At 70.7% G+C, this 23,444-nt stretch carries 25 protein-coding genes and 1 pseudogene; 13 read left to right on the top strand and 13 right to left on the bottom strand.

All coding sequences use genetic code 11. The annotated features are described in order from the left end of the window. Window positions 1-41: 41 nt before the first annotated feature. Window positions 42-1,250 carry a hypothetical protein gene (locus PZB75_RS11840; protein WP_275535268.1) on the bottom strand — a complete coding sequence of 403 codons (1,209 nt, stop codon included), beginning with the start codon at window positions 1,248-1,250 and terminating at the stop codon, window positions 42-44. Window positions 1,251-1,614: 364 nt separating this feature from the next. Between PZB75_RS11840 and PZB75_RS11835 the strand changes: the two genes are divergently transcribed. The 4 genes from PZB75_RS11835 to PZB75_RS11820 all read left to right on the top strand — a co-directional run bounded on the left by PZB75_RS11835 (window position 1,615) and on the right by PZB75_RS11820 (window position 4,625). Beyond that, on the top strand, window positions 1,615-2,148 hold the full coding sequence (locus PZB75_RS11835; protein ID WP_275535267.1) for a hypothetical protein: 534 nt from the start codon (window positions 1,615-1,617) through the stop codon (window positions 2,146-2,148). Between the two features lie 87 nt (window positions 2,149-2,235). Further along, window positions 2,236-2,766, top strand: coding sequence for a GNAT family protein (locus PZB75_RS11830; protein WP_275535266.1), 531 nt, complete (start codon window positions 2,236-2,238; stop codon window positions 2,764-2,766). A gap of 75 nt (window positions 2,767-2,841) precedes the next feature. Next, window positions 2,842-3,537 carry a formylglycine-generating enzyme family protein gene (locus tag PZB75_RS11825; RefSeq protein ID WP_275535265.1) on the top strand — a complete coding sequence of 232 codons (696 nt, stop codon included), beginning with the start codon at window positions 2,842-2,844 and terminating at the stop codon, window positions 3,535-3,537. A 344-nt stretch (window positions 3,538-3,881) separates the two neighbouring features. Next, window positions 3,882-4,625: an FCD domain-containing protein gene (locus tag PZB75_RS11820; protein WP_275535264.1), complete on the top strand. Its 744-nt coding sequence runs from the start codon at window positions 3,882-3,884 to the stop codon at window positions 4,623-4,625. Between the two features lie 7 nt (window positions 4,626-4,632). Here the strand turns inward: PZB75_RS11820 and PZB75_RS11815 are convergent, their stop codons facing one another. After that, window positions 4,633-5,400 carry an HAD family hydrolase gene (locus tag PZB75_RS11815; RefSeq protein ID WP_275538677.1) on the bottom strand — a complete coding sequence of 256 codons (768 nt, stop codon included), beginning with the start codon at window positions 5,398-5,400 and terminating at the stop codon, window positions 4,633-4,635. Window positions 5,401-5,565: 165 nt separating this feature from the next. Here PZB75_RS11815 and PZB75_RS11810 point away from each other — a divergent pair, with 165 nt between their 5' ends. Beyond that, complete coding sequence (locus tag PZB75_RS11810; protein ID WP_275535263.1) at window positions 5,566-5,790, top strand: hypothetical protein; 225 nt, start codon at window positions 5,566-5,568, stop codon at window positions 5,788-5,790. 278 nt (window positions 5,791-6,068) lie between these two features. After that, window positions 6,069-8,651, top strand: coding sequence for a bifunctional FO biosynthesis protein CofGH (locus PZB75_RS11805; protein WP_275535262.1), 2,583 nt, complete (start codon window positions 6,069-6,071; stop codon window positions 8,649-8,651). 209 nt (window positions 8,652-8,860) lie between these two features. Here PZB75_RS11805 and PZB75_RS11800 read toward each other — a convergent pair whose 3' ends face one another. Together PZB75_RS11800 and PZB75_RS11795 are read right to left on the bottom strand one after the other, a co-directional pair. After that, window positions 8,861-10,000 (bottom strand): serine/threonine dehydratase, encoded by a 1,140-nt coding sequence (locus PZB75_RS11800; RefSeq protein WP_275535261.1) that lies wholly within the window; start codon window positions 9,998-10,000, stop codon window positions 8,861-8,863. A gap of 246 nt (window positions 10,001-10,246) precedes the next feature. Beyond that, entirely contained in the window at window positions 10,247-10,699 is a 453-nt protein-coding gene (locus PZB75_RS11795; protein ID WP_275535260.1) for a MerR family transcriptional regulator, read from the bottom strand. Between the two features lie 157 nt (window positions 10,700-10,856). Here PZB75_RS11795 and PZB75_RS11790 point away from each other — a divergent pair, with 157 nt between their 5' ends. Beyond that, window positions 10,857-12,194 carry an MFS transporter gene (locus PZB75_RS11790; RefSeq protein WP_275535259.1) on the top strand — a complete coding sequence of 446 codons (1,338 nt, stop codon included), beginning with the start codon at window positions 10,857-10,859 and terminating at the stop codon, window positions 12,192-12,194. 756 nt (window positions 12,195-12,950) lie between these two features. Here the strand turns inward: PZB75_RS11790 and PZB75_RS11785 are convergent. Both PZB75_RS11785 and PZB75_RS11780 read right to left on the bottom strand, forming a co-directional pair. Then, entirely contained in the window at window positions 12,951-13,301 is a 351-nt protein-coding gene (locus tag PZB75_RS11785) for a hypothetical protein (protein ID WP_275535258.1), read from the bottom strand. 504 nt (window positions 13,302-13,805) lie between these two features. Then, a pseudogene (locus PZB75_RS11780) lies at window positions 13,806-13,928 on the bottom strand (sigma factor-like helix-turn-helix DNA-binding protein); the annotation flags it as partial. Between PZB75_RS11780 and PZB75_RS11775 the strand changes: the two are divergent. Both PZB75_RS11775 and PZB75_RS11770 read left to right on the top strand, forming a co-directional pair. Next, a complete protein-coding gene (locus tag PZB75_RS11775; RefSeq protein ID WP_275538927.1) occupies window positions 13,896-14,282 on the top strand; it encodes a hypothetical protein in 387 nt (128 codons plus the stop codon). The pseudogene PZB75_RS11780 and the gene PZB75_RS11775 overlap by 33 nt on opposite strands. Beyond that, entirely contained in the window at window positions 14,279-15,643 is a 1,365-nt protein-coding gene (locus tag PZB75_RS11770) for an MFS transporter (RefSeq protein ID WP_275535257.1), read from the top strand. Before PZB75_RS11775 ends, PZB75_RS11770 begins: the two co-directional genes overlap by 4 nt. 453 nt (window positions 15,644-16,096) lie before the next feature. Here the strand turns inward: PZB75_RS11770 and PZB75_RS11765 are convergent, their stop codons facing one another. Continuing rightward, on the bottom strand, window positions 16,097-16,870 hold the full coding sequence (locus PZB75_RS11765) for a calcium-binding protein (protein WP_275535256.1): 774 nt from the start codon (window positions 16,868-16,870) through the stop codon (window positions 16,097-16,099). A gap of 182 nt (window positions 16,871-17,052) precedes the next feature. Next, window positions 17,053-17,595: a DoxX family membrane protein gene (locus tag PZB75_RS11760; protein WP_275535255.1), complete on the bottom strand. Its 543-nt coding sequence runs from the start codon at window positions 17,593-17,595 to the stop codon at window positions 17,053-17,055. Window positions 17,596-18,184: 589 nt separating this feature from the next. Here PZB75_RS11760 and PZB75_RS11755 point away from each other — a divergent pair. Continuing rightward, window positions 18,185-19,216, top strand: a complete 1,032-nt coding sequence (locus PZB75_RS11755; protein ID WP_275535254.1) for an IPT/TIG domain-containing protein — start codon at window positions 18,185-18,187, stop codon at window positions 19,214-19,216. A gap of 101 nt (window positions 19,217-19,317) precedes the next feature. Here the strand turns inward: PZB75_RS11755 and PZB75_RS11750 are convergent, their stop codons facing one another. From PZB75_RS11750 to PZB75_RS11730, 5 genes are read right to left on the bottom strand one after another with little or no spacing between them, the layout of a single operon-like run. Further along, a complete protein-coding gene (locus PZB75_RS11750; RefSeq protein WP_275535253.1) occupies window positions 19,318-19,509 on the bottom strand; it encodes a DUF397 domain-containing protein in 192 nt (63 codons plus the stop codon). Then, entirely contained in the window at window positions 19,506-19,703 is a 198-nt protein-coding gene (locus tag PZB75_RS11745) for a DUF397 domain-containing protein (protein WP_275535252.1), read from the bottom strand. Before PZB75_RS11745 ends, PZB75_RS11750 begins: the two co-directional genes overlap by 4 nt. After that, on the bottom strand, window positions 19,700-19,897 hold the full coding sequence (locus PZB75_RS11740) for a DUF397 domain-containing protein (RefSeq protein ID WP_275535251.1): 198 nt from the start codon (window positions 19,895-19,897) through the stop codon (window positions 19,700-19,702). The genes PZB75_RS11745 and PZB75_RS11740 overlap by 4 nt, the downstream gene beginning before the upstream one ends. Further along, a complete protein-coding gene (locus PZB75_RS11735; protein WP_275535250.1) occupies window positions 19,894-20,100 on the bottom strand; it encodes a DUF397 domain-containing protein in 207 nt (68 codons plus the stop codon). The genes PZB75_RS11740 and PZB75_RS11735 overlap by 4 nt, the downstream gene beginning before the upstream one ends. Then, a complete protein-coding gene (locus tag PZB75_RS11730) occupies window positions 20,097-20,924 on the bottom strand; it encodes a helix-turn-helix transcriptional regulator (protein ID WP_275535249.1) in 828 nt (275 codons plus the stop codon). The genes PZB75_RS11735 and PZB75_RS11730 overlap by 4 nt, the downstream gene beginning before the upstream one ends. A 123-nt stretch (window positions 20,925-21,047) precedes the next feature. Between PZB75_RS11730 and PZB75_RS11725 the strand changes: the two genes are divergently transcribed. The 3 genes from PZB75_RS11725 (at window position 21,048) to PZB75_RS11715 (ending at window position 23,396) form a co-directional block, all read left to right on the top strand. Then, a complete protein-coding gene (locus PZB75_RS11725) occupies window positions 21,048-21,401 on the top strand; it encodes a hypothetical protein (RefSeq protein WP_275535248.1) in 354 nt (117 codons plus the stop codon). Between the two features lie 116 nt (window positions 21,402-21,517). Next, window positions 21,518-21,907 carry a VOC family protein gene (locus PZB75_RS11720; protein ID WP_275535247.1) on the top strand — a complete coding sequence of 130 codons (390 nt, stop codon included), beginning with the start codon at window positions 21,518-21,520 and terminating at the stop codon, window positions 21,905-21,907. 367 nt (window positions 21,908-22,274) lie between these two features. Continuing rightward, window positions 22,275-23,396, top strand: a complete 1,122-nt coding sequence (locus PZB75_RS11715) for an ADP-ribosylglycohydrolase family protein (RefSeq protein WP_275535246.1) — start codon at window positions 22,275-22,277, stop codon at window positions 23,394-23,396. Window positions 23,397-23,444: the final 48 nt, after the last annotated feature.

The raw sequence follows: 23,444 nt of genomic DNA, 5'->3' as shown, positions 1-23,444 counted from the left end.
CCGGCGTACCCGCCCGGTGGCCGGCGCCCGGCAGTCGTTGGTCAGCCGGTGCGGATGTAGCAGACGAAGTCGCCCGTCAGATGGTTCGTCCCCGGGTTGGACGTCGGGTCACCGTCCGTCACGATGCTGAGCCCGGCCGAACTGGTGAGGAAGGTGTTCGCCGGACGGGCCTCCGCGCGCCAGGCCGCGGGCGCCTTGGCGAAGACGGCCTGGCACCCGTCCTCGCCCGACGCGAAGGCGTCCTCCGAGGTGATCGGGTCCGTGGTCGTTCTGTCCACCTTCGTGCTTCCGAGCACCCGCAGCGTGTGGGGTGAGCCGCAGTCCGTCCTGCGGATCAGGGAGTCGGAGTCGAGACCGGTGTCGGTGGTGCCGCAGTCGCCCGCCGCCGTCCTGTGCAGATCGGTCAGCACGGTGGTGGCCTTCGGCGCCTTTTGCGCGGAGGGGATCGTGTACGCGACCGGCTTGCCGTGGTCGGTGAGGGTGTACTCGGCCCGCAGCGTGCGTACATCCGCCAGGATGTGCTTCTTGTGCAGTGCGTCGAGCAGGGGGCCGAGATCGGCGCTCGCCCGGGTGATCCGGCCCTCCTCGTTCAGCACCACGCTCAACGGCAGGCGCTTGTCGACCTGAGTGGACGTCAACGTGTCGGCGTTGCGCACCGCGTGCGGGAGGAGCATTTCGGCGCTGCTGCCCGACATGGTGACGTCGTAGTGCCGGGACCCGTCGGCCTCCTTCTTCGGCTGCCCGGTGGGAATCGCACGGCCGACGGCGTCGGCGAGCGTACCGGCGTACGGAGTGGAGTCCCCCGCGTGATCGAGCACCGCTGCGGCCGATTCGGCGAAGTCGGAGGTCCCTTCGTAACGGAGCCAGTGACCCGGCGACACCTGGTACAGCACGTCGGACTTCTGGACCAGGACGGGCTGATGCCCGGTCGTGCCGGCCTTCCCGATCAGTTCGGCGGCCTTCGCCGGGAACCCGGCGGGGACGGTGGTGGCGATGTCCGCCTGGGCGGTGTGATGCGCGTAGTCCAGGCTGCCGACGGTACGTTGCACGGCCTCGCCCGCCGCTGATCCGTAGACCAGGGTGGAGACGAAGCGGGCCGTTCCGCTGTTCCGGGTGGCCGTGCTCGCGGCGATCAACTGCTTGGCCGGTGCCTGGCCGTAGACCTCCTGGGCCGCCGACTTCGTCGCGCCGTCCTCGTTCTCACCCCCGGCCGTGCAGGCCACCGCCCCCAGCAGCAACGGCGTCACCATCAGAACCGCACTTCGAACCACTGTCGTACGCAACGTCCCCACCCATTGTTCAGTTCCTGTACGCCGATTGTGCGGGCCGGCCGGGCGGGACACCAGCAACGGATGATCACGCTTGTGACATACGGCGGTGCCCCCGCCCGCCGACGCGCACGGTCCTCGGAACGCGTACCGGCGGCCCTGACGATCCCAGCCGCGCGGCCGCACGCACCCCGCACGCACCCCGCGCGCCCCACGCACCCCGCGCGCCCCACGCGCCCCATGCCGCCCACGCGGCCCCACGCCGTTCCGGCCTTCCCGGCGCCACCGCTCGTGCACCATGCTGACCCCTCGGCCACAAGGTCGCACCGCCACCCTTGGGGGAACCATGCACAGCCGCACCGCTACCACCTCCGCCACCTCCGCCACCTCCACCGCCGTCACCGCAACCGCCCTGCTCGTCGGCGCCGCGCTTCTCGCCCTCACGGGCTGCTCCAGTGACAGCTCGGATCACGCGTCCGGGCAGGCGTCCGACCACCCGGCGGGCCACACGTCCGACCCCACCCCGGACTCGAAGCCGTCGGTCACCGGTTCACCGGTCATCGAGTCACCGGCCACCGCCCCGTCGGCCACCGGGTCGGTGGACAAGGACAAGGCACGCCGGGCGGCCGGTGTACCGAAGGACCCGACGGGCGAGAACCGCACCGGCTACCTCGCCGCGGTCAAGGCCGTCGACCCGTGGTTCGTCACGGCCAAGGGAGACGAGGACGCGATCGACAACGGGGTGAACCAGTGCGCCGGGGTCCACGGCAGCAAAGCGGTCTGGTTGGCGCAGCAACGGTTCGGCACACCGGACCGACCGGTCACCGACGCCGAGGCGAAGAAGCTCAACGCGGCCGTGAAGAGGTACATCTGTCCCTGACCCGCTGCCCGCCCGGCCCGCCCCGCCACGTGCCCCGGCGGCGGTAACTCGGTTGCCGTGCGGCGAAGGGGCGGATAGGAACAGCGGATGCTGCGTGGAAACAAGATCGGGCTCCGGGCCCGGCACGAGTCGGACGTATCCGTCCTGCACACCGAGCTGTACGACGACGTGGCGACGCGTTCGAGGGCCGACTCGCGGCCCTGGCGTCCCATCCCCCGGGATTCGGCGGTGTCTCCGTACGTGGTGACCGGACCCGACGAAGACGCGGCCCGCTTCTCCGTGGTGACCCTGGACGGGGAGACACTGGCGGGGGAGGCGCTGTTGTGGGGGATCGACACCCACAACAGGAGCGCCCACCTCGGGATCGCGCTCCTGCCCGCGTTCCGGGGACAGGGATTCGGGGTGGACGTCGTCCGTGTGCTCTGCGACTACGGCTTCGCGGTGCGCGGCCTGCACCGGCTCCAGCTCGAAACACTGGCCGACAACGGGGCGATGATCGGCGCGGCGGAACGGGCCGGGTTCGGCAGGGAGGGAACACTGCGCCGTTCGGCGTGGGCCGGCGGCGAGTTCACCGACGAGGTGATCTACGGCCTGCTCGCCGACGACTGGCGGAAGTGAGGTGGCTCGGGCCCACGGGGCCCGTGATCGGTGTACTCGCCCACGTGGCGAGCCCGTTGGTGCGATCTTTGACTCATGGACGTGAGCGCGCACACCGGGATGATCCTCGTACCCGAGGGTCGGGTGACCCTGTCGGACCGGCGGACGCGCCGGAGTTGGACGGTCGAGCAGGCGTCGTACCGGCTCGGGGCCGTCCCGGTCACCCAGGAGCGGTACGAACAGGTCACCGGCCGACGGCCGAGCGACGCACGGGGTGATCTGCTGCCCGTCGAGGGTGTCTCCTGGCTGGACGCGGTCGAGTTCTGCAACTCCCTTTCGCACCAAGAGGGGTTGACGCCCGCTTACCACCACCGCACCGCCACGGCCGGTGTCGGCGCCACCGCCGAGGGCGTCGAGTGGGACCCGTCCGCCGACGGCTACCGGCTGCCGACCGAGGCCGAGTGGGAGCACGCCTGCCGGGCCGGTACGACCGGGGCGCGGTACGGGCAGCTCGACGAGATCGCCTGGCACCGCGGCAACTCGGGCGAACGCGTCCACGAGGTGGGCGGCAGGCGGCCCAACGCGTGGGGTGTGTACGACATGCTGGGCAACGTCTGGGAGTGGTGCTGGGACGTCTACGACGCCGAGGTCTACGGCACCTACCGGGTACTGCGCGGCGGTGGCTGGTTCGACGAGCACTGGAGCTGCCGGGCCTCGGTGCGCCGCCGCAGCCACCCGACCTTCCGGATCGACGACGTCGGTTTCCGAGTGGCGCGCTCCGTCCCCGGCTGAGCCCGCCCGACACCGAGCCCGACACCCCGCCCCACCCCGATCCGTCCCGACCCCCGGCCCGCCCGCCCGCCGAAGCCCGAACCCCGGCCCGGCCGAGCCCGCCGAAGCCTGATCCCTGCCCCATCCGCGCCCACCGGGCCCCGGCACCCCGATCCGTCCCGACCGGCCGCCCACGCCTGCTCACCCACCCTCCGACCACGTCCGGAGCGCGGCCGCCCCACCCCTCCGACCAGGCCCGGAGCGAGGCCCACCCACCGCTCCGACGAGCGGCCGACCCCGGCCGATGAGCGCGATTCGGTCGCCCGAGCCGTGTGCGACAGGTCCGGTCTGATGTACTGGACAACGTGTCCACGCAGCCCGAAGCGCCCGATTTCACCACCCTCCTGCGCCCTGTCGTACGGGAGTCCTCGGTCAGCGAGGTCGCCAGGCTGCTCCTCGACCACCTCGCCGAAGGCAACCTGAAGCCCGGCACCCGCCTCCCCGCCGAACGGCAGCTCGCGGACGCGCTCCACGTCGCCCGGTCGAGCGTTCGGGGCGCGCTCTCCGCGCTGGACGTGCTCGGCGTCATCGAGGTCCGGCCGGGCTCCGGCTCGTACGTCCGCGAGGGCACGTCGGAGTTCCTGCCGCGCGCCATTAGCTGGGGCATGATGCTCGGCACGCGCCACACCCGGGACCTGGCCGAGGTCCGTACGTTCCTGGAGGGCGTCTCCGCCCGACTGGCCGCCGACCGGGCCGACGCGGACGACGTCGAACGCCTCGAAGGCCATCTGAACCGGATGCGGGAGGCGGGCACGGACGTCAGGGCGTTCGTCGAGTCCGACCTCGCCTTCCACCTCGACCTGGCGGACATCAGCGGGAACGCCGTCCTCGGCGACATCCTGCACTCCGTCCGCGCTCTGCTCCAGGGGTGGACGGAACACGCCGGGGGCATCGAGGACGCGGTCGCCGAAACCCTGCGCGAGTACGGAGCGGTCCTCGACGCGATCCGCGCCCACGACGCCGAGGCGGCGGACGCGGCGATGGTCGAGCACATGCGCCGGGCGGGCGACCGGCTGAATCCGTCCCCGCGCGCCGACACGGAGAACTGACGCCCCGTCAGCGCACCTGGCGCGTGTCTCCCGCGTACGGGCCGAGCCCCGCACCCGTACCCGCCGCCGTACCCGTACCGGTATCGGGGGTACCCGCCTGTCCCGGTACCGTCGGCGTCACCACGTCCGCCTTCCGCTCCTCGCGCACCAGCGCCGCCAGCTCGGTCAGTGACCGAATCCGCCAGTCGGCGCCCGTCACCACGTCCGGGTGGTCCGCCCACCAGTGCCCCCACGGTCCCCGCCTGAGATGCGCCGTCCGCAGCCCCGCCGCCCGCGCCGGGAGCAGGTCCTCGCTCGGGTGGTCGCCGACGTACACCGTGTCGTGCGGACCGGCCCCGGACACCTCCTGTACGAGGTCGAAGAACGCCGCGTCCGGTTTGGCCACCCCCCACTCGCCGGAGGTGACGACCAGGTCCGCGGGCAGATCGAGCCCGCGCAGCAGCGCGCCCGCCCGGTCGGTCCCGTTCCCGGCGACCACCACGCGCACCCCGAGCCTCCGCAGCTCGGCGAGGCTGGGGCGGACATCCGGGTACAGGTCGGTCTCGTCCAGGTACTCACCGCGCGCCGCCGCCTCACGGGCGTGGCACGCCTCGCGGATGTCCATGTCGGGGCGGAGCACGCGCAACGCTTCGGTGTGGTCGCGGCCCTGGACGACCGCGGCGCCGACGAGGGCGCTGACGGTGTGCGACGGGACGCCCAGCCAGTCGGCCCAGGAGGACCAGTACCGGTCGTCGCGGATGAGTGTTTCGCCGATGTCGAAGACGATCGTTTCCATCACCGGGCCGAGCTTACGGGGACAAGGGCGACTTAACGGACAGGGCGGGGCTGTCGCGGAGCCGTTCTCCCCGTCCGGCCCCTCCGGCCTGCCCCACCCCCACGGCCCGCAGCCATCCGTGACCCACCGTGTGTTCGGGCGCGCGGCCCGGGGAAGGTGCCGGACATGGATACCGCCAAGCTCGAACTCGCGGCTCAGCGCTGCGTGGAAGCCGAAGAAGCACTCAAGGCCGCTCAGGAGGACCTCCGGGCCGAGGCCGTGTCCGCGTTGCGGCAGGACGGCGACCGCGCCGGACAGGAAGCGGAAGTGACTCGTATCACCGGGTGGACGAGCGAACAGCTGAACTCCCTGGAAGCGGCCGCCGCGCAGGACGTGCCGAACGGGCGGTAGCGGCCCCGGCCGGGGAGGCCGCCGGCCCCGGCCCGGAGGCTCGGCCATCGGCCTGCCGGGCCCGCCTCCCCGCCCGCGCTCAGCCTCCACCGCCGCCCCGCGCCCCGCCCCTGCCTCCGCCCGCGCACCCCCGCCACACCTCACGTACCGCCCGCCCCCGCGCCACCCACGCGCCGCGCCACACCCCACCCGCACTCCACCCACACCCCGCCCCCCGAGCCGCCCCGCCCACCGGAGTGCCTGGTCACAGGCCGGGGCCGCGCTCGTATGCTCGATCCATGACCGATCCTCAGCGCGGACGCCCCACCTCCAACGCCATGCGGCGTGCCCTCAGGCGGGCACGCGACGGTGTCGCTCTCGACCGGGAAGAGGCCGCCGTCCTGCTCCAGGCGCGCGGCGACGATCTGACCGACCTCGCCGGATCGGCGGCCCGGGTGCGGGACGCCGGTCTTGAGGCCGCGGGCCGGCCAGGTGTCATCACGTACTCCCGCAAGGTCTTCATCCCGCTGACCCGGCTCTGCCGTGACAAGTGCCACTACTGCACGTTCGTCACCGTGCCCGGCAAGCTCCGCAGGGACGGCCACGGCATGTTCCTGTCGCCCGACGAGGTCCTGGGCATCGCCCGCGAGGGCGCGGCGCTCGGCTGCAAGGAAGCCCTGTTCACGCTCGGCGACCGGCCGGAGGACCGCTGGCCCGAGGCGCGCGAGTGGCTGGAGGCCGAGGGGTACGACGACACACTCGCGTACGTACGGGCCATGGCCATCCGGGTCCTGGAGGAGACCGGCCTCCTCCCGCACCTCAACCCGGGTGTGCTGAGCTGGACCGACCTCCAGCGGCTGAAGCCCGTCGCCCCGTCCATGGGCATGATGCTGGAGACCACCGCGACCCGCCTGTGGTCCGAGCCCGGCGGCCCGCACCACGGCTCGCCCGACAAGGAGCCCGCCGTCCGGCTGCGGGTCCTGGAGGACGCGGGCCGCTCCAACGTCCCGTTCACCACCGGCATCCTCATCGGCATCGGCGAGTCGTACGAGGAACGCGCCGACTCCCTCTTCGAGCTGCGCCGGACGGCCCGCGCCTACCACGGCATCCAGGAAGTCATCGTCCAGAACTTCCGCGCCAAGCCCGACACGGCGATGCGCGGCATGCCCGACGCCGAGCTGGAGGAGCTGGCCGCCGCCATCGCCGTGGCCCGGCACATCCTCGGCCCCTCGGCCCGCATCCAGGCCCCGCCGAACCTCGTCGACGCCGAGTACGCCCTGCTCATCGGCGCCGGGATCGACGACTGGGGCGGGGTATCGCCGCTGACCCCCGACCACGTCAACCCCGAACGCCCCTGGCCGCACATCGACGAACTCGCCGCGAGGACCGCCGAGTCCGGCTTCACCCTGCGTGAACGCCTCACCATCTACCCGGAGTTCATCCAGCGCGGCGAACCCTGGCTCGACCCCCGCCTCCTCCCGCACGTCCGCGCGCTCGCCGACCCGGACACCGGCCTCGCCCGCGAGGACGTCGAACCGGTCGGCCTGCCCTGGCAGGAACCCGACGAGGGCTTCACCGCCACCGGCCGCACCGACCTGCACACCACCATCGACACCGAGGGCCGCACCTCCGACCGACGGGACGACTTCGACGAGGTGTACGGGGACTGGGAGGCGCTGCGCGAGGCCGCCGCGCCCGGCATGGTCCCGTCCCGGATCGACGGGGACGTACGGACCGCGCTCGCCACCGCCGCCGACGACCCGACGAAGCTCACCGACGACGAGGCACTGGCCCTGCTCCACGCCGACGGGCCCGCCCTCGACGCGCTCTGCCGGATCGCCGACGAACTGCGCCGTGACGTGGTCGGTGACGACGTCACGTACATCGTCACGCGGAACATCAACTTCACCAACGTCTGCTACACCGGCTGCCGGTTCTGCGCCTTCGCCCAGCGCCGCACCGACGCGGACGCGTACACGCTCTCCCTCGACCAGGTCGCCGACCGGGCCGCCCAGGCGTGGGACGTCGGCGCCGTCGAGGTCTGCATGCAGGGCGGAATCCACCCCGACCTGCCGGGCACCGCCTACTTCGACATCGCGCGGGCGGTGAAGGAGCGCGTCCCGGGCATGCACGTCCACGCGTTCTCGCCGATGGAGGTCGTCAACGGCGCCACCCGCACCGGCCTTTCCATCCGCGACTGGCTGATTTCCGCGAAGGAGGCCGGACTCGACTCCATCCCCGGCACCGCGGCGGAGATCCTGGACGACGAGGTCCGCTGGGTCCTCACCAAGGGCAAGCTCCCCACGGCCACGTGGCTGGAGGTCATCAGGACGGCGCACGAGGTGGGACTGCGCTCCTCGTCCACGATGATGTACGGGCACGTCGACCAGCCCCGCCACTGGCTCGGCCACCTGCGGACCCTGGCCCGGCTCCAGCAGGAGACCGGTGGTTTCACGGAGTTCGTGACCCTGCCGTTCATCCACACCAACGCCCCGGTCTACCTGGCGGGCATCGCCCGCCCCGGCCCGACCGACCGCGACAACCGGGCCGTCACCGCCATGGCCCGGCTCCTCCTGCACCCGCACATCACCAACATCCAGACCAGCTGGGTGAAGCTCGGTGCGGAGGGTGCGGCGGAGATGCTGCGCTCGGGTGCGAACGACCTCGGTGGCACGTTGATGGAGGAGACCATCTCCCGTATGGCGGGGTCGAGTTACGGCTCGTACCGCTCGGTCCGGGACCTCGTCGAGATCGCCGACCTGGCGGGCCGACCGGCCAAGCCGCGTACGACGCTGTACGGGGAGGTCCCGGCGGAACGGGTGGAGGCGGCACGGGCTTCGGACGGCCACCTTCCGGAGTTGCTGCCGGTGCTGGGGGACTGACGGGGACCGACCGCCTGGGCGGACAGGCCCGACCGGTCGGCGCGGTCGGTCCGGTCGGCCCGCCCGGCCCGGCCGGCCCGGTCGGTGAGTCCTGGCACCGACCGGCCGACAGCCTCCGAGACCGGTCGGTCAGCCGGTCAGCCGGTCAGCCGGTCAGCCGGACAGCTGGTCAGCCGGACAGCTGGCCAGTCGGTCAGTGGGTCAGTCGATCAGTTGCCGGGAGGAGCGACGAGCGTGGTCACGTCGGTGTTCGCGCCGCACACCACCACACAGACCTTCTCGCCGACGCCCGGCCGGTAGCCGTACCCGGCCGTGGCGGGGCGGTCAGCCGGACCCCGGTCGGCCGGACCCCGATCGGACAGATTCTGCTCGTACGGATTCTGCTCGGACAGATCCTGATCGGGCGCGCCCCGGTCGGGCACGTGCCGGTCCGCCCGGCCGATCGGCGCGGTGAGCGCGGCCAGAGCGGTCGCGGCGCCGTGCTCGGCCGCGATACGCCGCTGGTCCCACAGCGACCGGCGGGCGCGGACGATCTCGGCGTCCGGCACCAGCACGGAACGCACGCCGTCCTGCCGGGCCGCGTGCAGGGCCATGGCGGAGGTGCGACGGGCACCGAGGGAGTCGGCGGCGATCGAGTCCACGGTGACGTCGACCGGGCGGCCCACTTCCAGGGCGGCGTTGAGCGCGCGGCAGTTCTCCGGCTCGACGGCGACGGTCCGGATGCCGTGGTGCCGGGCGGCGGCGGCGACGCCGGCGAACAGCCCGCCGCCGCCGACCGCGACCACCACGGTGTCCAGGCCGGGAATCCGCTGGTGGATCTCCTCCAGCAGCGTTCCGGCCCCGGCGGCGATGAGCGGATGGTCGTACGCGTGCGAGGCGAGCGCGCCGGTCGCGGCGGTGAACTCCTCGCACGCCGCCAGGGCCTCGGCGTACTCCGTGCCGATCAGCCGTACCTCGGCGCCGTAGCCGCGGAGCCTGGCCACCTTCACCGCCGGGGCGGTGGTGGGGAGGAAGACCGTGGCGCGAACCCCCTGCTGCTGGGCGGCCCAGGCGCACGCCAGACCCGCGTTCCCACCGGAGGCGATGGTCACCCCGGCCTCGGGAAGGGTGCCGGCCTCGCGGTGGGCCTGGACGAAGTTCTGCGCGCCGCGAGCCTTGAACGATCCGGTGTGCTGCATGAACTCCAGTGCCAGCCACACCTCACCGGGCTGCCCGGCCCGGTCGTCGAGCGGGCCTTGGTGGGTGGTGCGGATGGCGCCGGGGTCCATCGGGGTCAGGGCGACGGGACGGACGCGTCCGGCGATCCGGTCGGTGGCCGACTTGATGTCGCCGTACGTGAGTTGGTGCATTGCGTCGCTCCTGCGATGAGAGGGCCCGGATGAAAGGACCGGATGAGAGGACCCGGAGGAAAGGGACGGGTGGGAGGGGCCGGATGAGAGGGCGGATGGGGGTGTCGTGACCGGACGACGCGGCGACCGGCCCGCCGGGGAAGGTTCCTCCCGTGTTCGCCATTCGTGCCGACCCACGTCCTGCCCCTGCCCCTGCCACATCCCGCCCCCCACCTCTGCTGCCCACCCCTCCCCGTCCCCTGCCGCTCACTCGCCCCGTCCCGGCGGCGGCAGGAAGTCCGTCGTGTGCGGGGTGCCGCTGAGCGCGGCGTCGACCCGCCCCCGGACGTAGGTCCCGGTCATCGGGCAGTCCAGGGCCTTGTCGGTACGGCAGCCGAGCATATGGGTGAGGACGGCCACGGCACGGTCGAGCTTCTCGATCCGTTCGAGCATCGCGTCCCGCTGCGCGGTGATCAGCCCGAGCCGGTCGGCCACCTTCTCGCTGTCGACGATGGCACTGGTCTCCGTCAGCGTGAGCATGCCGTCCTCGTGCCAGAGCTGCGCGTACGCGAGCCGGGCCAGATCCTCCCGGCTGTACTGGCGTACGCGCCCCCGGCGCTCGCTGTGCCGGATGAGCCCGCGCTCCTCGTAGAACCGCAGGGCCGCGACCGTCAGGCCGAACGCCTCGGCGACCTCGCTGATCGAGTACAGATCCTTCACGGACACCTCCGTCGGCTTGCGCTCAAGCGTACTTGAGCGTGGAAGCTGACCGAGTCGCCCGCCCCCGCACGTGGTGTCGCCCACCGCCCGAAGCACTGTCGCCCACCACTGGACGCACTGAGAACACCGAGAACACCGAGAACACCGAAAGGTCGCCGTGTCCGTTCGCGCCCCGGCATCCGCCTCCCGCACCCCGTCCCCCTCCCCGCCGCACACCACCGGCGGACCGCCGCGCGCGACGGCCTCGGCCGTGGTCCTGGTGACCGGTTTCGTGCTGCTCAGCTTCAACACCCGCGTGGCGTTCGGACAGCTCGGCCCGCTGGCCCCGGTGGCCGGGTTCGGGACCGGGACGGTCACCCTGCTGGGCCTGCTGCCACCGCTGTGCATGGGCGTCTTCGCACCGCTGGCGACACTGGTACGCCGACGGCTCGGCGAGGAGAGGGGCCTGTTCTGGGCCAGTGTGCTGCTGCTCGCGGGAGCGGTCGTACGCGTACTCGGCCTGCCCGGTCTGTTCGTCGGCACGGTGATCGTGAGCATCGCGACGGCGATCGTGAACGTACTGATCCCGGTGTTCGTCCGCAGCCGGTTCGCGCACCGCCGCGTCGGCGTGATGATGGGCGTCTACGCGCTGTCCATGGGCGCGGGCTCGGCGCTGGTCGCGGCGCTGATGGTGCCGGTCTGGCAGGCGAGCGGGCACTCCTGGCAGACCGCGATGGGCCTCGCCGTGATCCCGTCGGCACTCGCGGCGGTCGCCATCGCACCACAACTGCGCGCACCGGACGGCGCGGCCCGGTCCGGTGCGTCCCCGACGAGACCGCGGCCCCAGCCACCCCAGCCGTCCCAGCCACCCCAGCCGTCCCAGCCGTCCCAGCCGTCCCAGCCGCCCCAGCCGAGCGGACCGTCCGGACCCACCCCCGCCGAACGGACCGGCGGCGTCCTGCGGACGGGACTGGCGTGGAGCCTGGTGGCGTACTTCGGCTTCCAGACGCTGCTCTTCTACACGACGCTGGCGTGGCTGCCCGCGATCCTGGTGGACGCGGGCGTCGCCGGGACGACGGCGGGGACCATGCAGTCGCTGTTCATCGTCGGAGTCGCCGTCGGCGGTTTCGTCCTGCCGGTACTGGCCGCGGCCCGCGAGGACCAGCGCCCGCACCTCGTGGGCATCGTCCTGATCTGCGCGACGGGTTACGTGGGCCTGCTGGCCGCCCCCGGTTCCGTACCGGCGCTGTGGTCCCTGCTGCTCGGCGCGGGCCTCGGCGGCGGCCAGGCGGTCGCCGGGGTGCTGTACGTCAAGCGGGGCAGGGACCACGAACACGTGGCGGCGCTCTCGACGGCGGCGCAGACCGGCGGCTATCTGATCGCCGCCACGGGCCCGTTGACGGCGTCCGTACTGCATACGGCGACGGGTACGTGGAAGGCTCCGCTGCTCACGTTCCTGGGCGTGCTCGCGCTGAGCCTGACGACAAGCCTGCGCGCCGGCCACGACAAGCCGTGAACGGGGCCGGGCCGTCCGCGCGGGGCGGACGGCCCGTAAACGGGGCGGCGGCGGAAGGAACGACAGCGCTGGGCCGTGGAGGGGGCATATTTCCCGTGCGCGATGAGGGCCGACGACCGCCAAGGTCCGAGTGCTGTCGCCGCGCGTCCATGTCTTGGCCTCCTACGGCCGTCGCGGGCGACGGCTTCTGACTTCGCCGCGCATCGAGACGTGCTCCGACGCCCATGCCCTCCGTGTTCGTGACCCAGCTCGTCCCCCGGCCGAGCAACTTCGCCACCCGCGTGGCCGCCTGCTCTCCGCGTGATCGCGATCGCGGAGAAGGCGCTGCGAGTAGACGAGATCGAAGGCCGACAGGTTGGCCATCAGCTCGTTCGCGCCCTCCGCGCCAACCGGCCGAACCTCCGTATAAGGGAGTCGAGTTACGGCTCGTAGTGCTCGGTTCGGGACCTCGTCGAGATCGCCGACCCGGCGGGCCGCCCGACGAAACCGCGTACGACGCTGTACGGGAAGGCATCGGCGGAGCGGGTGGAGGCGGGCACGGGCCTCGGACGAAACACCTGCCGGATCTGCTTCCGGTGCTGGGGACTGACGGGGGCAACACCGCCCAGAGACGTCGGGCACACCCCACGGATGGGGCAGGCACGCCCGTGATCGGCGTACCTGTCCGAGCCCCGCAGATTTCATTTTCTGTTCACGGATTCTTTTAACGCTTTTGAGCTGAAGCCAGGATTGCAGTCCTGTATTACAGGGCTGTAATTACAGCCCCCACCTGCAGAATCTGTATGATGCGCTGGGGGTGTAGTCGATGGTCTCGCCCGGATCGAGCCTGCTCAAAGACGCCCCGTTGGAGCCCCACACGCTGAATGCGCGGTTGGAGCGGTTGCGAGCCGTATCGATGCCGCTGATCCACACGGTACCGACGCTGCAAGCCGGGATGACGATGTCGGGGTCAATGTTCCTGATGTTGCCACTCGACTCGATCAGACAGAGCCGCCCGCTGTTGCATGTGGTGTCGGCCTGCGCGGGAGTTGCGGTCATCGCGCCACTCGCCAGTATCCCGGCTGCGGCAGCGGTCAGGAGGGCGGTGCGCTTTTTGCGTACGTTCACTGAATGCTCCTCGGAGATGCCGACAGGAAGGAAGCCCCCTCCGGTGCGGGTGCTCGGTGCTCCGGGGGAGTGCCCTGCGCATGACGATAGAGGTGATCATTGGCGACTGCTCGGAGAGAGTGAAAATATATTCGGAGGTCTTGATTCCGTTAATTCTCATATGTGGTCTGGTCAGGTGAATTAACCAGCCTGCGGTCTTTGTGATCGTGGCCATGTTGAATTGTGGTTTACCGTTCGCGCCATTCTGATCAAGCCAGACTGCTCCGGCTCTGCGGGGTGGGGTGCCGCTGCGTCGAACGGCCTCGGCCGGACGCCTCGGGTGGACGTCGCGCCGGTGGACAACACCCGCGCGTGGATCGTGCTGCCGGGGACCGATCCGGCCCTGCCACCCACCTTCCCGGTGCGCTCGCGCGTCGGCCGCCACAAGCCGCATACCGTCGGCCCACCGGCGCCGGACGTCGCTTCCGTTATCGCTGTGCTTTCGTTCCGAGGGGTCAGGTCGGTGCGCAGGGCGGCTCGGGCCCGGTGCAGCCGGGACTTCATCGTGGCTGTGCTGAGCCCGAGGGACCTGGCCACGGCGCTTCCTGCCAAGCCTTGGACGTCACACATGATCAGCACCCGGCGCTGCCGCAGGATTTCAGCGCACATCCCAATCTCACTCTGTCACCTCTTCTGTACGACAATCCCGAGATGGAACTGCAACTCATCGACCGCCGCGCAGACGTCGCGACCTTCGGAGCCATGCAGGTGCTTCCCTTCCCACGGGACCCGCGAGTGGTACTCACGATCGAGCCGGGTGTCCTCATGCGGGCTCGCGGCCGTGGAACGCTTCACTACCGGGTCGAGTACGAGGTTCACGACGCGACCGCACGGATGCCGCAACTCTTCGTCCGGGTGCCCGACAGCGGACCACACCCGACCTTCGACGCACCCGGTGCTGCGCTCGCGGACAATATTGTGCGAGAGCTGGCCTACCAGTGACCACAACCAACCAGAAGCCAGCGACCAGATCCATCTCACTGCCCGTCGCGTCACGATGGCTGATCCTGCTGATCGCCGTGTTCGCCGTCCTCGTCCTGACCCGCTCGATGAGCGAAGGCATCTACGACATCGCGTTCGCCAACCTGGCACTGGACCTGACAGGACTGGTCAGCACCGTCGGCCTGGTCTACTGCGTGGGCTACGGCGTCGAGGTCGTCGCCTCCATCGCAGCCGGCCCCCTCCTGGACCGGGGCAACCCGAAGACAGTCCTGGTCGCGTCATACCTGATCAAGATCGGCGTCTTCGCTCTCATCGGGCTCGGTTCGACGTTCCTCTCCTCCCACCTCTGGGCCATCGTCGTCGCGGCCGCAACGGTCGACCTCGTCCACCACATTGGGGAAATGGCGCTGTTCGTCCTCCTGCCAAGAGTCCTCGACGCCACGAGCCTCGTCCGCGTACAGGGCATCGCCGGAACCATCCGATCGGCCAGCGAACTGCTCTCACCCGTCGTTGCCGGCCTCGTCATCACCCTGATGCCCGGCTCACGCGCACTCCTGGTCGCTGCCAGCCTCCAGGTACTCGCCCTTGCGGTCTTCGTCGTCTTTATCGCAGTCGCCGCCCGCAGGCCCGCCACGACACCGCAGGACACCGCCGACGCGGCAGACGAGGAAGCCATACCAGCCGAGCAGGACGAGACACCAGCTAACCTCCCGTCCCGCCGCACGGTGGCAAGAACGATCAACAACAGCAAGGCCTGGCGCCGGTTCACCATCTTTCACGCACTGACGGTGCTTGCCCTCTCCACCGTCATCCTCTCCCTGCTCCCAATGATGCGCGAAACCCTCGACATGTCACCGGCTCGCGCAGGCTCCTTCTTAGCCTTCTCGACCATCGGCGCGATCATCGGCGGTCTCCTCGTCGCCAGAGCCGGACCCGACGGCATCCACACCAGCCTCCGCTGGGCCCCTGCCCTCGCCGGCGCCGGCACACTCACAGCCGCGCTCCTCGGCCAAAACCAGTGGATTCTCGCGGTCGGCCTGATCCTCTTCGGCCTCGGCTTCACCGTCTATCTCCGCTCAGCCGGACTCCTCATCCAGCTAAGCGCACCCTCGACACTCCTTGGCACCTGGTACGGACTCCTCGATGCTCTCATTCGGATCGTCAGCGCCGCAGCGATCCTGGTCACCGGCTTCCTCTTCGACCACCTCGGAGGAAAGGCCGTCTACCTTGCCTTCGGTGTCCTGCTCCTCCTCACGGCCACGCTGTGGTCCAGCTTCGGCAAGCAAGACCATCAAGGTTTGACCCGAACGCCGTTGCACCCGGCCAGCGCCGTCGAGGGGCAGGAACGCCCGGCCAACTGACCTTCTACTGACACCATCCAACTCTCGGGGGACGCGGGGTGTTCGGAGGGTGGCTCCTGCGGTGGCGAGATGATCAGCGAACTGCCGTCGGAAGGCTCGGCGTGGACGATGTAGTTGCTGAGGCTGTCTCGACTGTGCACGCCAGGCCGCGCTGCCGCAGGGCAGCGGTGAGGGTGGCTACCGGTGGTCCTGTTCGGAAGCCGTAGGTGGGAAGGACCACGTGCTGATCCATGCGCGGACGCGCGAGCCCTCCCGCTCGAAGGTGACGAGGACGTTGTCGCAATGCATATGGTTTCTCCGTTGCCGGACGCCCCGGGCCGACGGCGTGAGCCGCCGGTGCGTGGGGCTGGAAAGGGGCGCGGTGGTCCATGAGGATACGGCGATGTCCGGTTGGTGCTGCCGCAACTCGGTGCTACGGGACAGAGCCTCCGGGGCCTGGAGGGCCCGGGGCACCTACTGGAGGACGATGTTGCGGCCCGGTCCGCCGTCGACGACGTCCTTCCCGGGGCCGCCGCTGACCAGGTCGTCGCCGCCCTCGCCGTACAGCATGTCGTCGCCGGGGCCGCCGAGGATGATGTCGCGGCCGTCCCCGCCCATGACGTGGTCGTTGCCCGGCCCGGCGTACACGATGTCCGCACCGCCGTACGCCTCGATCATGTCGTCGCCCCGGCCACCCCACAGCTGCTGGTCGTTGTCGTCGCCCATCAGGTGGTCCATGCCGTCGCCGCCGTCCAGGACCACGCGCCCCATGACCATGTCGTTCCCCGCGTCGCCCCGCACCGTGTGCGCGGAGTGGGCGTGCAGTTCGTCGTCGCCGGGGCCGCCGCTGACGGTGGCGACGCCGGGATCGCTGGTGACGATCTTGTCGTCGCGGTCGCCGAGGAAGACATCGATCCTGTCCGGGCGGGCACTGCCGGTGGGCAGTTCGCAGTAGACGAAGGTCTCGTCCCCGGGTTCGAGGTACGCGCAGTGGTCACCGGGTTCGATCGGGACCACGTCGCGGAAGCCGACCCGCCGGACCTCGGAGCCGATTTCCATGGGAACCACGTGGAGGTCGTTGGCCTGTCCTGGGGCGGCGGTGAAGACGATCGACTGGGTCGCCCAGTTGGCGCCGACGCGGGCCTTCGCCCCGGTGGCGGCGGTGGCGGCGGCTGCCGGGGCGGCGGCGAGGCCGGTGGCGAGCAGGGTCACGGCGATCGCGTGGGCGGTGGCTTTGTGTCGGTTCATGGTTCCTCATCTCGATGTGGTGACCGGTGGGTCGGTCTACTGGCGGGACGGCTGTCGGGGGACCTGGCAGGCGGTCGTGACGGCAGCGTCCTCGTGGCAACGCCTCCCGAACGGGGATCTCGTGGGGTGTTCGAGACGGGCCACCGCGCCGCGGTCGGCGCGCTCCGCTGCCCCGGACGTCCTCACGGCGGCGCCGCCCGGCCCCATTCGTCGGCCGCCACCACGAGACAGGCCGCGATCAGGACGACGTTCTTGATGACGTACTGACCCTCCAGGGTGGGGACCAGCACGCTTCCCTGCCACATCTCCCCCGGGAGCAGCAGGAGCGCGGAGAAGACTCCGGCCATGTGAGCGAAGAACCCCAACAGGGCCAGGCGGAGCAGCACTCCCGTGACGAGGCCGAGGCCGATGGCCGTCTCGGCCGTCGCCAGGACCCGTAGCGCCACGTCCGGCGGCAGCAGACCGAAGGTGAGCTTCGTCGCGGCCCGGACGGCGACCCCCTCGGCGGGGCTGGCCGCGGGGAAGAACTTGAGGACGCCGAACCAGAGGAACACCGCGCCCACGCTGACCCTGAGGAGCCCCGGGCCGCGCACCTGGACCCGGGCGGCCAGAGACCGGGCCGCCAGAGTGGCCCGGGTGGTCCGGGGAGCCCGCCCGTCGTCCTCGGTTCGCTCCGGGGCGAGTCCCCGAGCAGGGCGCGGGCTTCGCTCGCCGACTCTCTCCATCGCCGTACCCACCCTTTCGCACGTGCTCGCATGCGGTCGTCTGAAGGTTCCCGGCCGCCCGGCGGCCGGGAGGAGGAGGCACCCGGCGCCCGGAGCGGGTGGCGCACCGTCCGCTCCGGGCGCCGGGACACCGGTCGGCCCTGACATCCGGTTCGCCCCGGCAGGGCCGGATGGTGCGGCACCGCAGCCCCGGCATGGCCGGATGGTGCGGCACCGCGTCAGCTCGGATTCACGTCCACGCAGGTATCTTCTTGGCTCTTCATGACAACTCCTGTGGGGGTCGTGCCCGCCCGCCCTAAGGCACGACAGGCATGAGCATGTCAAGGGGTGCTCCATGGCCACGGGCTGTCATGGGCGCGACGGAAGCGTACCCCGCCTGGTCTAGACCAAGCCAGTACTCGGACACGAACGGGATTTCCTGCGGGCCGAGTTGCTCAGCAACGGCCGCGCAGAGGGGTAGCCCGGGATGCTTCTCCGGTGGCCGGGCGGAGCCGGGCTCCACGTACCGAATCGCTCCAATTGCGTTGATCCTAGGGTGAATTGGGGTCAGCCCGTGTCCGGAGCGGCGGACGTCCGGGAGGATATCCGCATGTCCATGCTCACTCGATTGGCCGGAGTCGGCCTCGCCGCAGTCCTGTCCGTGACCACCGCCGGAATGACGACCCCCGCCTCGGCGGCACCCGTGCCGGGCCAGCGCGTCTTCCTGACCCTGGGCGGGGATTACCCCACCGAGCAGAACCGGGCCGGCGTGTTCTCGGTGATCTGGACCTCCGGAGATACGGAGGACCTTGCCGGACCCACCCACTTCACCGTCGATCTGCCGCCGGGAGTCACGACCAGCGGCGCGATCTTCGACTCCGCGCCGCACGACTACACCTTCACCCAGACCGTGTCGCCGGACGGCCGGCGCGTGGAGGCCGTCCTCCTCGGCAACCGCCGGGCCGGCCGCGAGGAGTTCATGGAGATACCTGTCACCGCGTTGGGGACCGGCCCCGTCACCGGCGCGATCACCGCCACGGTGGCGAACGCGAACGACCCGTACCCGACCGCGCACATCCGCACCTACGCCCTCGGCCCCTACGGCGGATTGCAGCCGCCGACCATCGGCGGCGGCAGACCTGAGATCAGCACGGTGGACACCACCACCGGCCCGGGTGCGGGCGGAACACCCGTGACCATCACCGGGACCTGGTTGGTCGACGCCATGGTGCTGATCGACGGAGTCCCGGCCCCCGGCACCTGCACCCCTACCACCTGCACGGTGACCACGCCGGGCGGTTCGGGCAGTGCGGCCATCACCGTGGTCGGGCCTGGTGGGGTGTCCGACCCGGCCCCGGTGACGTTCGACTACACCGGCGCCCCGCCGTCCCTTCCGGCCCCGGTCCTCTCCGGAAGCACTCCGGGCGGACCGGTCGCGGGCGGCACCGAGATCGTCATCACCGGTCAGCACCTCGCCTCCGGCACCGTGGCCTTCGACGGCACGCGGGCCCCGCACTTCTCGTGCGGTCCACAACTGTGCACGGCCACCGCACCGGCAGCCGACCACCCCGGGCCGGTGGACATCACGGTGGCAACGGCCGGGGGCACCAGCGCGCCGGTGACGTACACCTATACCTCGTGACCTCGTGCCCACGGTGGCACACGTCTCGGACGTCAGCTCCGTGCGAGGTGTTCCGGGCCGCCCGCGTGAGGCGGACGGCCCGGAACTGATCGACGCGGGGCTCAGTGACTGCCGATGAACGCGATGAAGGAGTTCCAGGCGTCGGCGTGGATGACGAGTGCGGGTCCGGTGGGGGCCTTGCTGTCGCGTACGGGGACGAGACCGGGGTAGTTGTCGGCGATCTCGACGCAGTTGGTGTCGCCGCCGTCGCTGTAACTCGACTTGCGCCATGCAGCGGCAGAAAGATCGGTCACGGAGCCTCCCTCCGTACGCCTTCGATGAACGCGGCCCAGGCGTCAGCGCGGACCATGAGCGCTGGCCCAGCGGGGGCCTTGCTGTCGCGTACGGGAATGAGACCGGGGAAGTTGTCGGCAACCTCGACGCAGTTGTTGAGGCCGCCGTCGCTGTAGCTGGACCTGCGCCATGCGGCGGCGGAGAGATCGGTCAAAGCGCTGTCCTTCGTACGTCGTCGATGAAGGAGTTCCAGGCGTCGGCGTGGATGACGAGTGCGGGTCCGGTGGGGGCCTTGCTGTCGCGTACGGGGACGAGGCCGGGGTAGTTGTCGGCGATCTCGACGCAGTTGGTGCCACCGCCGTCGCTGTGGCTCGACTTGCGCCAGGAGGTGTGGGTGAGTCCGGTCAAAGCGCTGTCCTTCGTACGTCGGCGATGAATGCAGCCCAGGCGTCGGCGTGGACGATGAGTGCGGGTCCGGTGGGGGCCTTGCTGTCGCGTACGGGGACGAGGCCGGGGTAGTTGTCAGCGATCTCGACGCAGTTGTTGTCGCCACCGTCGCTATAACTCGACTTGCGCCAGGACGTAGTGGAGAGGTCGGGCCTGCGGTTCATTCTCTGTGCTCCTTCAGGACGCCCCTGATGAAAGCGATGGAGTCGGACGGGGGCAGCGCCAGATCTCGCAGCCGATCGTAGGACAGACGCGCACGTGTGACGTCGGTCGGATCTTCCATCAGCTCGGAACACCGATTGCCTTCCGTGTAGGCAGCGGCACTTCCGTCCTCCTGCCACAGCAAGGTCATCGAGCCGTCCATCAGGTGATGGGCCCCGGCCGACAGAGGAAGTACCTGAAGCGTGACCATGGGTAGCTCGGCCATCTCGATCAGGTGTTCCAGTTGTGCCTCCCAAGCCTCGGAGTCAGCCACCGGACGGCGCAGCGCGTACTCGTCCATGATGATCCGGGCGGAAGGCGCCGGGTTGCGGTGGAGCAACTGCTGACGTCCTAGACGCGCTATGACCTGCTCCTCCACCTGGTCGGCTTCGCTCTCCGTTTCCTGGTTTCCCGACAACAGTGCGCGAGCCACTTCCTCGGTCTGCAACAGCCCGGGGATTCCCAACGCGAACTTGTACATGATCCGAGCGGTCTGTTCCAGCCGCATGAACTCCTTGTACTTGTCCTTGAAGACCTCACGCCTTGCCACTTTCCACAACTGCACTAGCAGGTCCTGCGACCCGTAGTAGCGGTCCAGGTCCTCCATCACGGCGAGCTTCGACAGCCGCTGACCCACCTCCAGCCGGTACAGATAGCTCTTGTCGTACCGCGTCTCCTCGGCCAGTTGCCCGAGGGACTTCCCCGCCTTTCCCCGTAGGTACCGCAGTGCGCCGCCCAGCGCTGCGCGCCCCGACTCCTCGTCACAGCCTGCGGGTTCTTCGGTCATCGCGGCCCCTTCCGTTGTCCCGTACGCGGGCAGTCGTGCGTCTCTTCCGAGCGTAGGGCGGCGGCGTAATCATTGGGACACGAACGGTAATCATTGCCCGTGTTTGACAGGAGTTGACTCGGTATGACCGCATTCCCGCTTCGCCTTCTTCCGTGGCCCGGTCCGGAGGGCAAGCCCTGCTATCTCAGTACGAACGATCCCGACAGCAGGCTCTCGGTCCTGGCCGACGAGGTGGAGGATGATCAACTGGACTGCGCGGGTGATGTGTTGGGTGGTGCTTCGGCCGTGCTGGCCGATGAGGCGGCGGGGGAGGCGGCCGTGAGGTTCGCCCTCACCAGGACCACCGAGTCGCTGCGTGATGTGCTGCGCGTCGCGCACAGCCGGGGCGGGCGGCTCCAGGCGGCCCCCGTTGCCGCCCCCGCCGCCCCTCCCGTCGCCGCCCCCGCCCCCGCCGCCGTGGCCGGAACGGATCGGTGATCCATCCGGCCATCGGCCGCCCGAGGAGCTGGGGCTACGATTGACGGCAACATCGCGTGTCGGTCACCGGCTGGGTGAGGCATGGAGGTGTCGAGAGATGCCCTCGGAGGCATTCCTTGTCAGTTGATTTGAACCACACGATCGTCCACGCCCGGGACAACCGGGAATCCGCGGAGTTCTTCGCGGAGATGATGGGTCTTGAGATCGCCGGCGAGTGGGGACCGTTCGTCGCGGTCGAGCTGGGCAACGGCGTCACCCTGGACTTCGCCGCGATTCCGGCGGACAGGATCACCCCTCAGCACTACGCGTTCCTGGTGTCCGAGGAGGAGTTCGACGCGGCGTACGCGCGGATCAAGGAGCGCGGTGTCGAGCACTACGCCGACCCGCACCGGCAGTACCCCGACGCGATCAACCACAACGACGGCGGTCGGGGCGTCTACTTCATGGACCCCGTCGGTCACAGTCTTGAACTCATCACCGTGCCGTACGGCGGCCGGCCCTCGTAGGCGCACGGATCGAACGGTCGAGCGGCCACACCCGAGAGGGGTGTGGCCGCGTGGCCGCGCACGTCCCTGCCGGGCCGCGTACGGGAAGCGACTACGGGAAGGGAGCGACCACGGGAAGTACGGGCCCGCGATCCCGCCCCGCGCCACCCTTCCCGCGATCCCGCCCCCGCCCCACCCCTTCCGCGCCCCCGCCCTCGCCCCGCCCCATCCCTCCCGCGACCTCACCCCCGTACCGGACGAGCAAATCGCTTGAAAGCGATCAGAACCGTCACTCCGTGCATACCGTTCCGACCCTCAACCGAACGTTCCCGGTCGATTACAGTGCTGCGCAGATGCTGGGCATGTACGGGCACGGAGGGGGTTCCTGGTGGGCACACCGCCGACCGCTGCTGTCTGGGGCCGTGCCGAACAGCAGGACTTCCGCAGCCGGGTACGCGGCTGTCTGCTGGGCGCCGCCATCGGCGACGCGCTCGGCGCGGGCGTCACGGACCTCACGCTCGAAGAGATCCGGGAGAGCCACGGCGCCGAGGCGGTCACCGACTTCGTGCCCTTCCACGGCAGACGCGGCACGGTCACGGCGATCACCCAGCTCACCCTGTTCACCGTCGACGGACTGATCCGCGCCCAGGTGCGGCGCGACATCGGGGCCTGGCACCCGCCCACCGATGTGCACCGCGCCTATCTGCGATGGGCGGCGACCCAGCACGACTGGGGCCCCGACGAACGCCGTGAGGACAACGGCTGGCTGGCCCAGGAGGAATGGCTGTACGCCCGCCGCGCCCCCGCCAGGGAATGTCTCCTCGGCTTCGGCGATCCCGTCATGGGCACCCTCGACCAGCCCAAGAACCCGGCCGCCCGGGACGCCGCCGCCCTCACCAGATCCGCCCCGTTCGGGCTGCTGGTGGGGTGGGAGCCGCACCTCGTCCTCCAACTGGCCGTCGAGTGCGCCGCGCAGAGCCACGGCCACCCCACCGCCCAGCTCGCGGCGGGCGCCTTCGCCCTCATCGTGCACGGCCTGGCCCGGAGCGGGACCCTGGACGACTCCGTACAGAGCGCCATCGCCCTGGTCGCCGAACGTCCCGGCCACGAACCGGTCACCGATGCCCTGCGGCAGGCGCTCGGCACGGTACGCCAGGGCATCCCGGGCCCCGCCCTCATCGAATCGCTCGGCGCCGGCGACTCCGCCGAGGAAGCCCTCGCCGTCGCCCTCTACTGCGCCCTGGTGGGGGAGGACGTACGGCACGGGCTGCGCCTCGCCGTGAACCACGGCGGCCCGTCCGCCGCCACCGGGGCCCTCTGCGGGGCGCTGCTCGGCGCCCTGCACGGCGAGACCGCGCTGCCGCCCGCCTGGCTGGCCGAACTGGAGGGCCGGGCCACCCTGCTGCAACTCGCCGACGACTTCGCCATGGAGATGACCCAGGGCCCCGCTCTGCACGGCCCGTCCGCCGCGGCCCCCGGCTGGCTGATCCGCTACCCGCGCGGCGCGTGACCGCCCGTGGCGGGGCACGGAACCGCCCGCCGGGCCCAGGTGTGAGGG

It is taken from the genome of Streptomyces sp. AM 4-1-1 (assembly GCF_029167625.1).
GTDB lineage: Bacteria > Actinomycetota > Actinomycetes > Streptomycetales > Streptomycetaceae > Streptomyces.
Note: the sequence above shows the minus strand (reverse complement) of the source record. Positions and strands in the feature narration are given on the sequence as shown.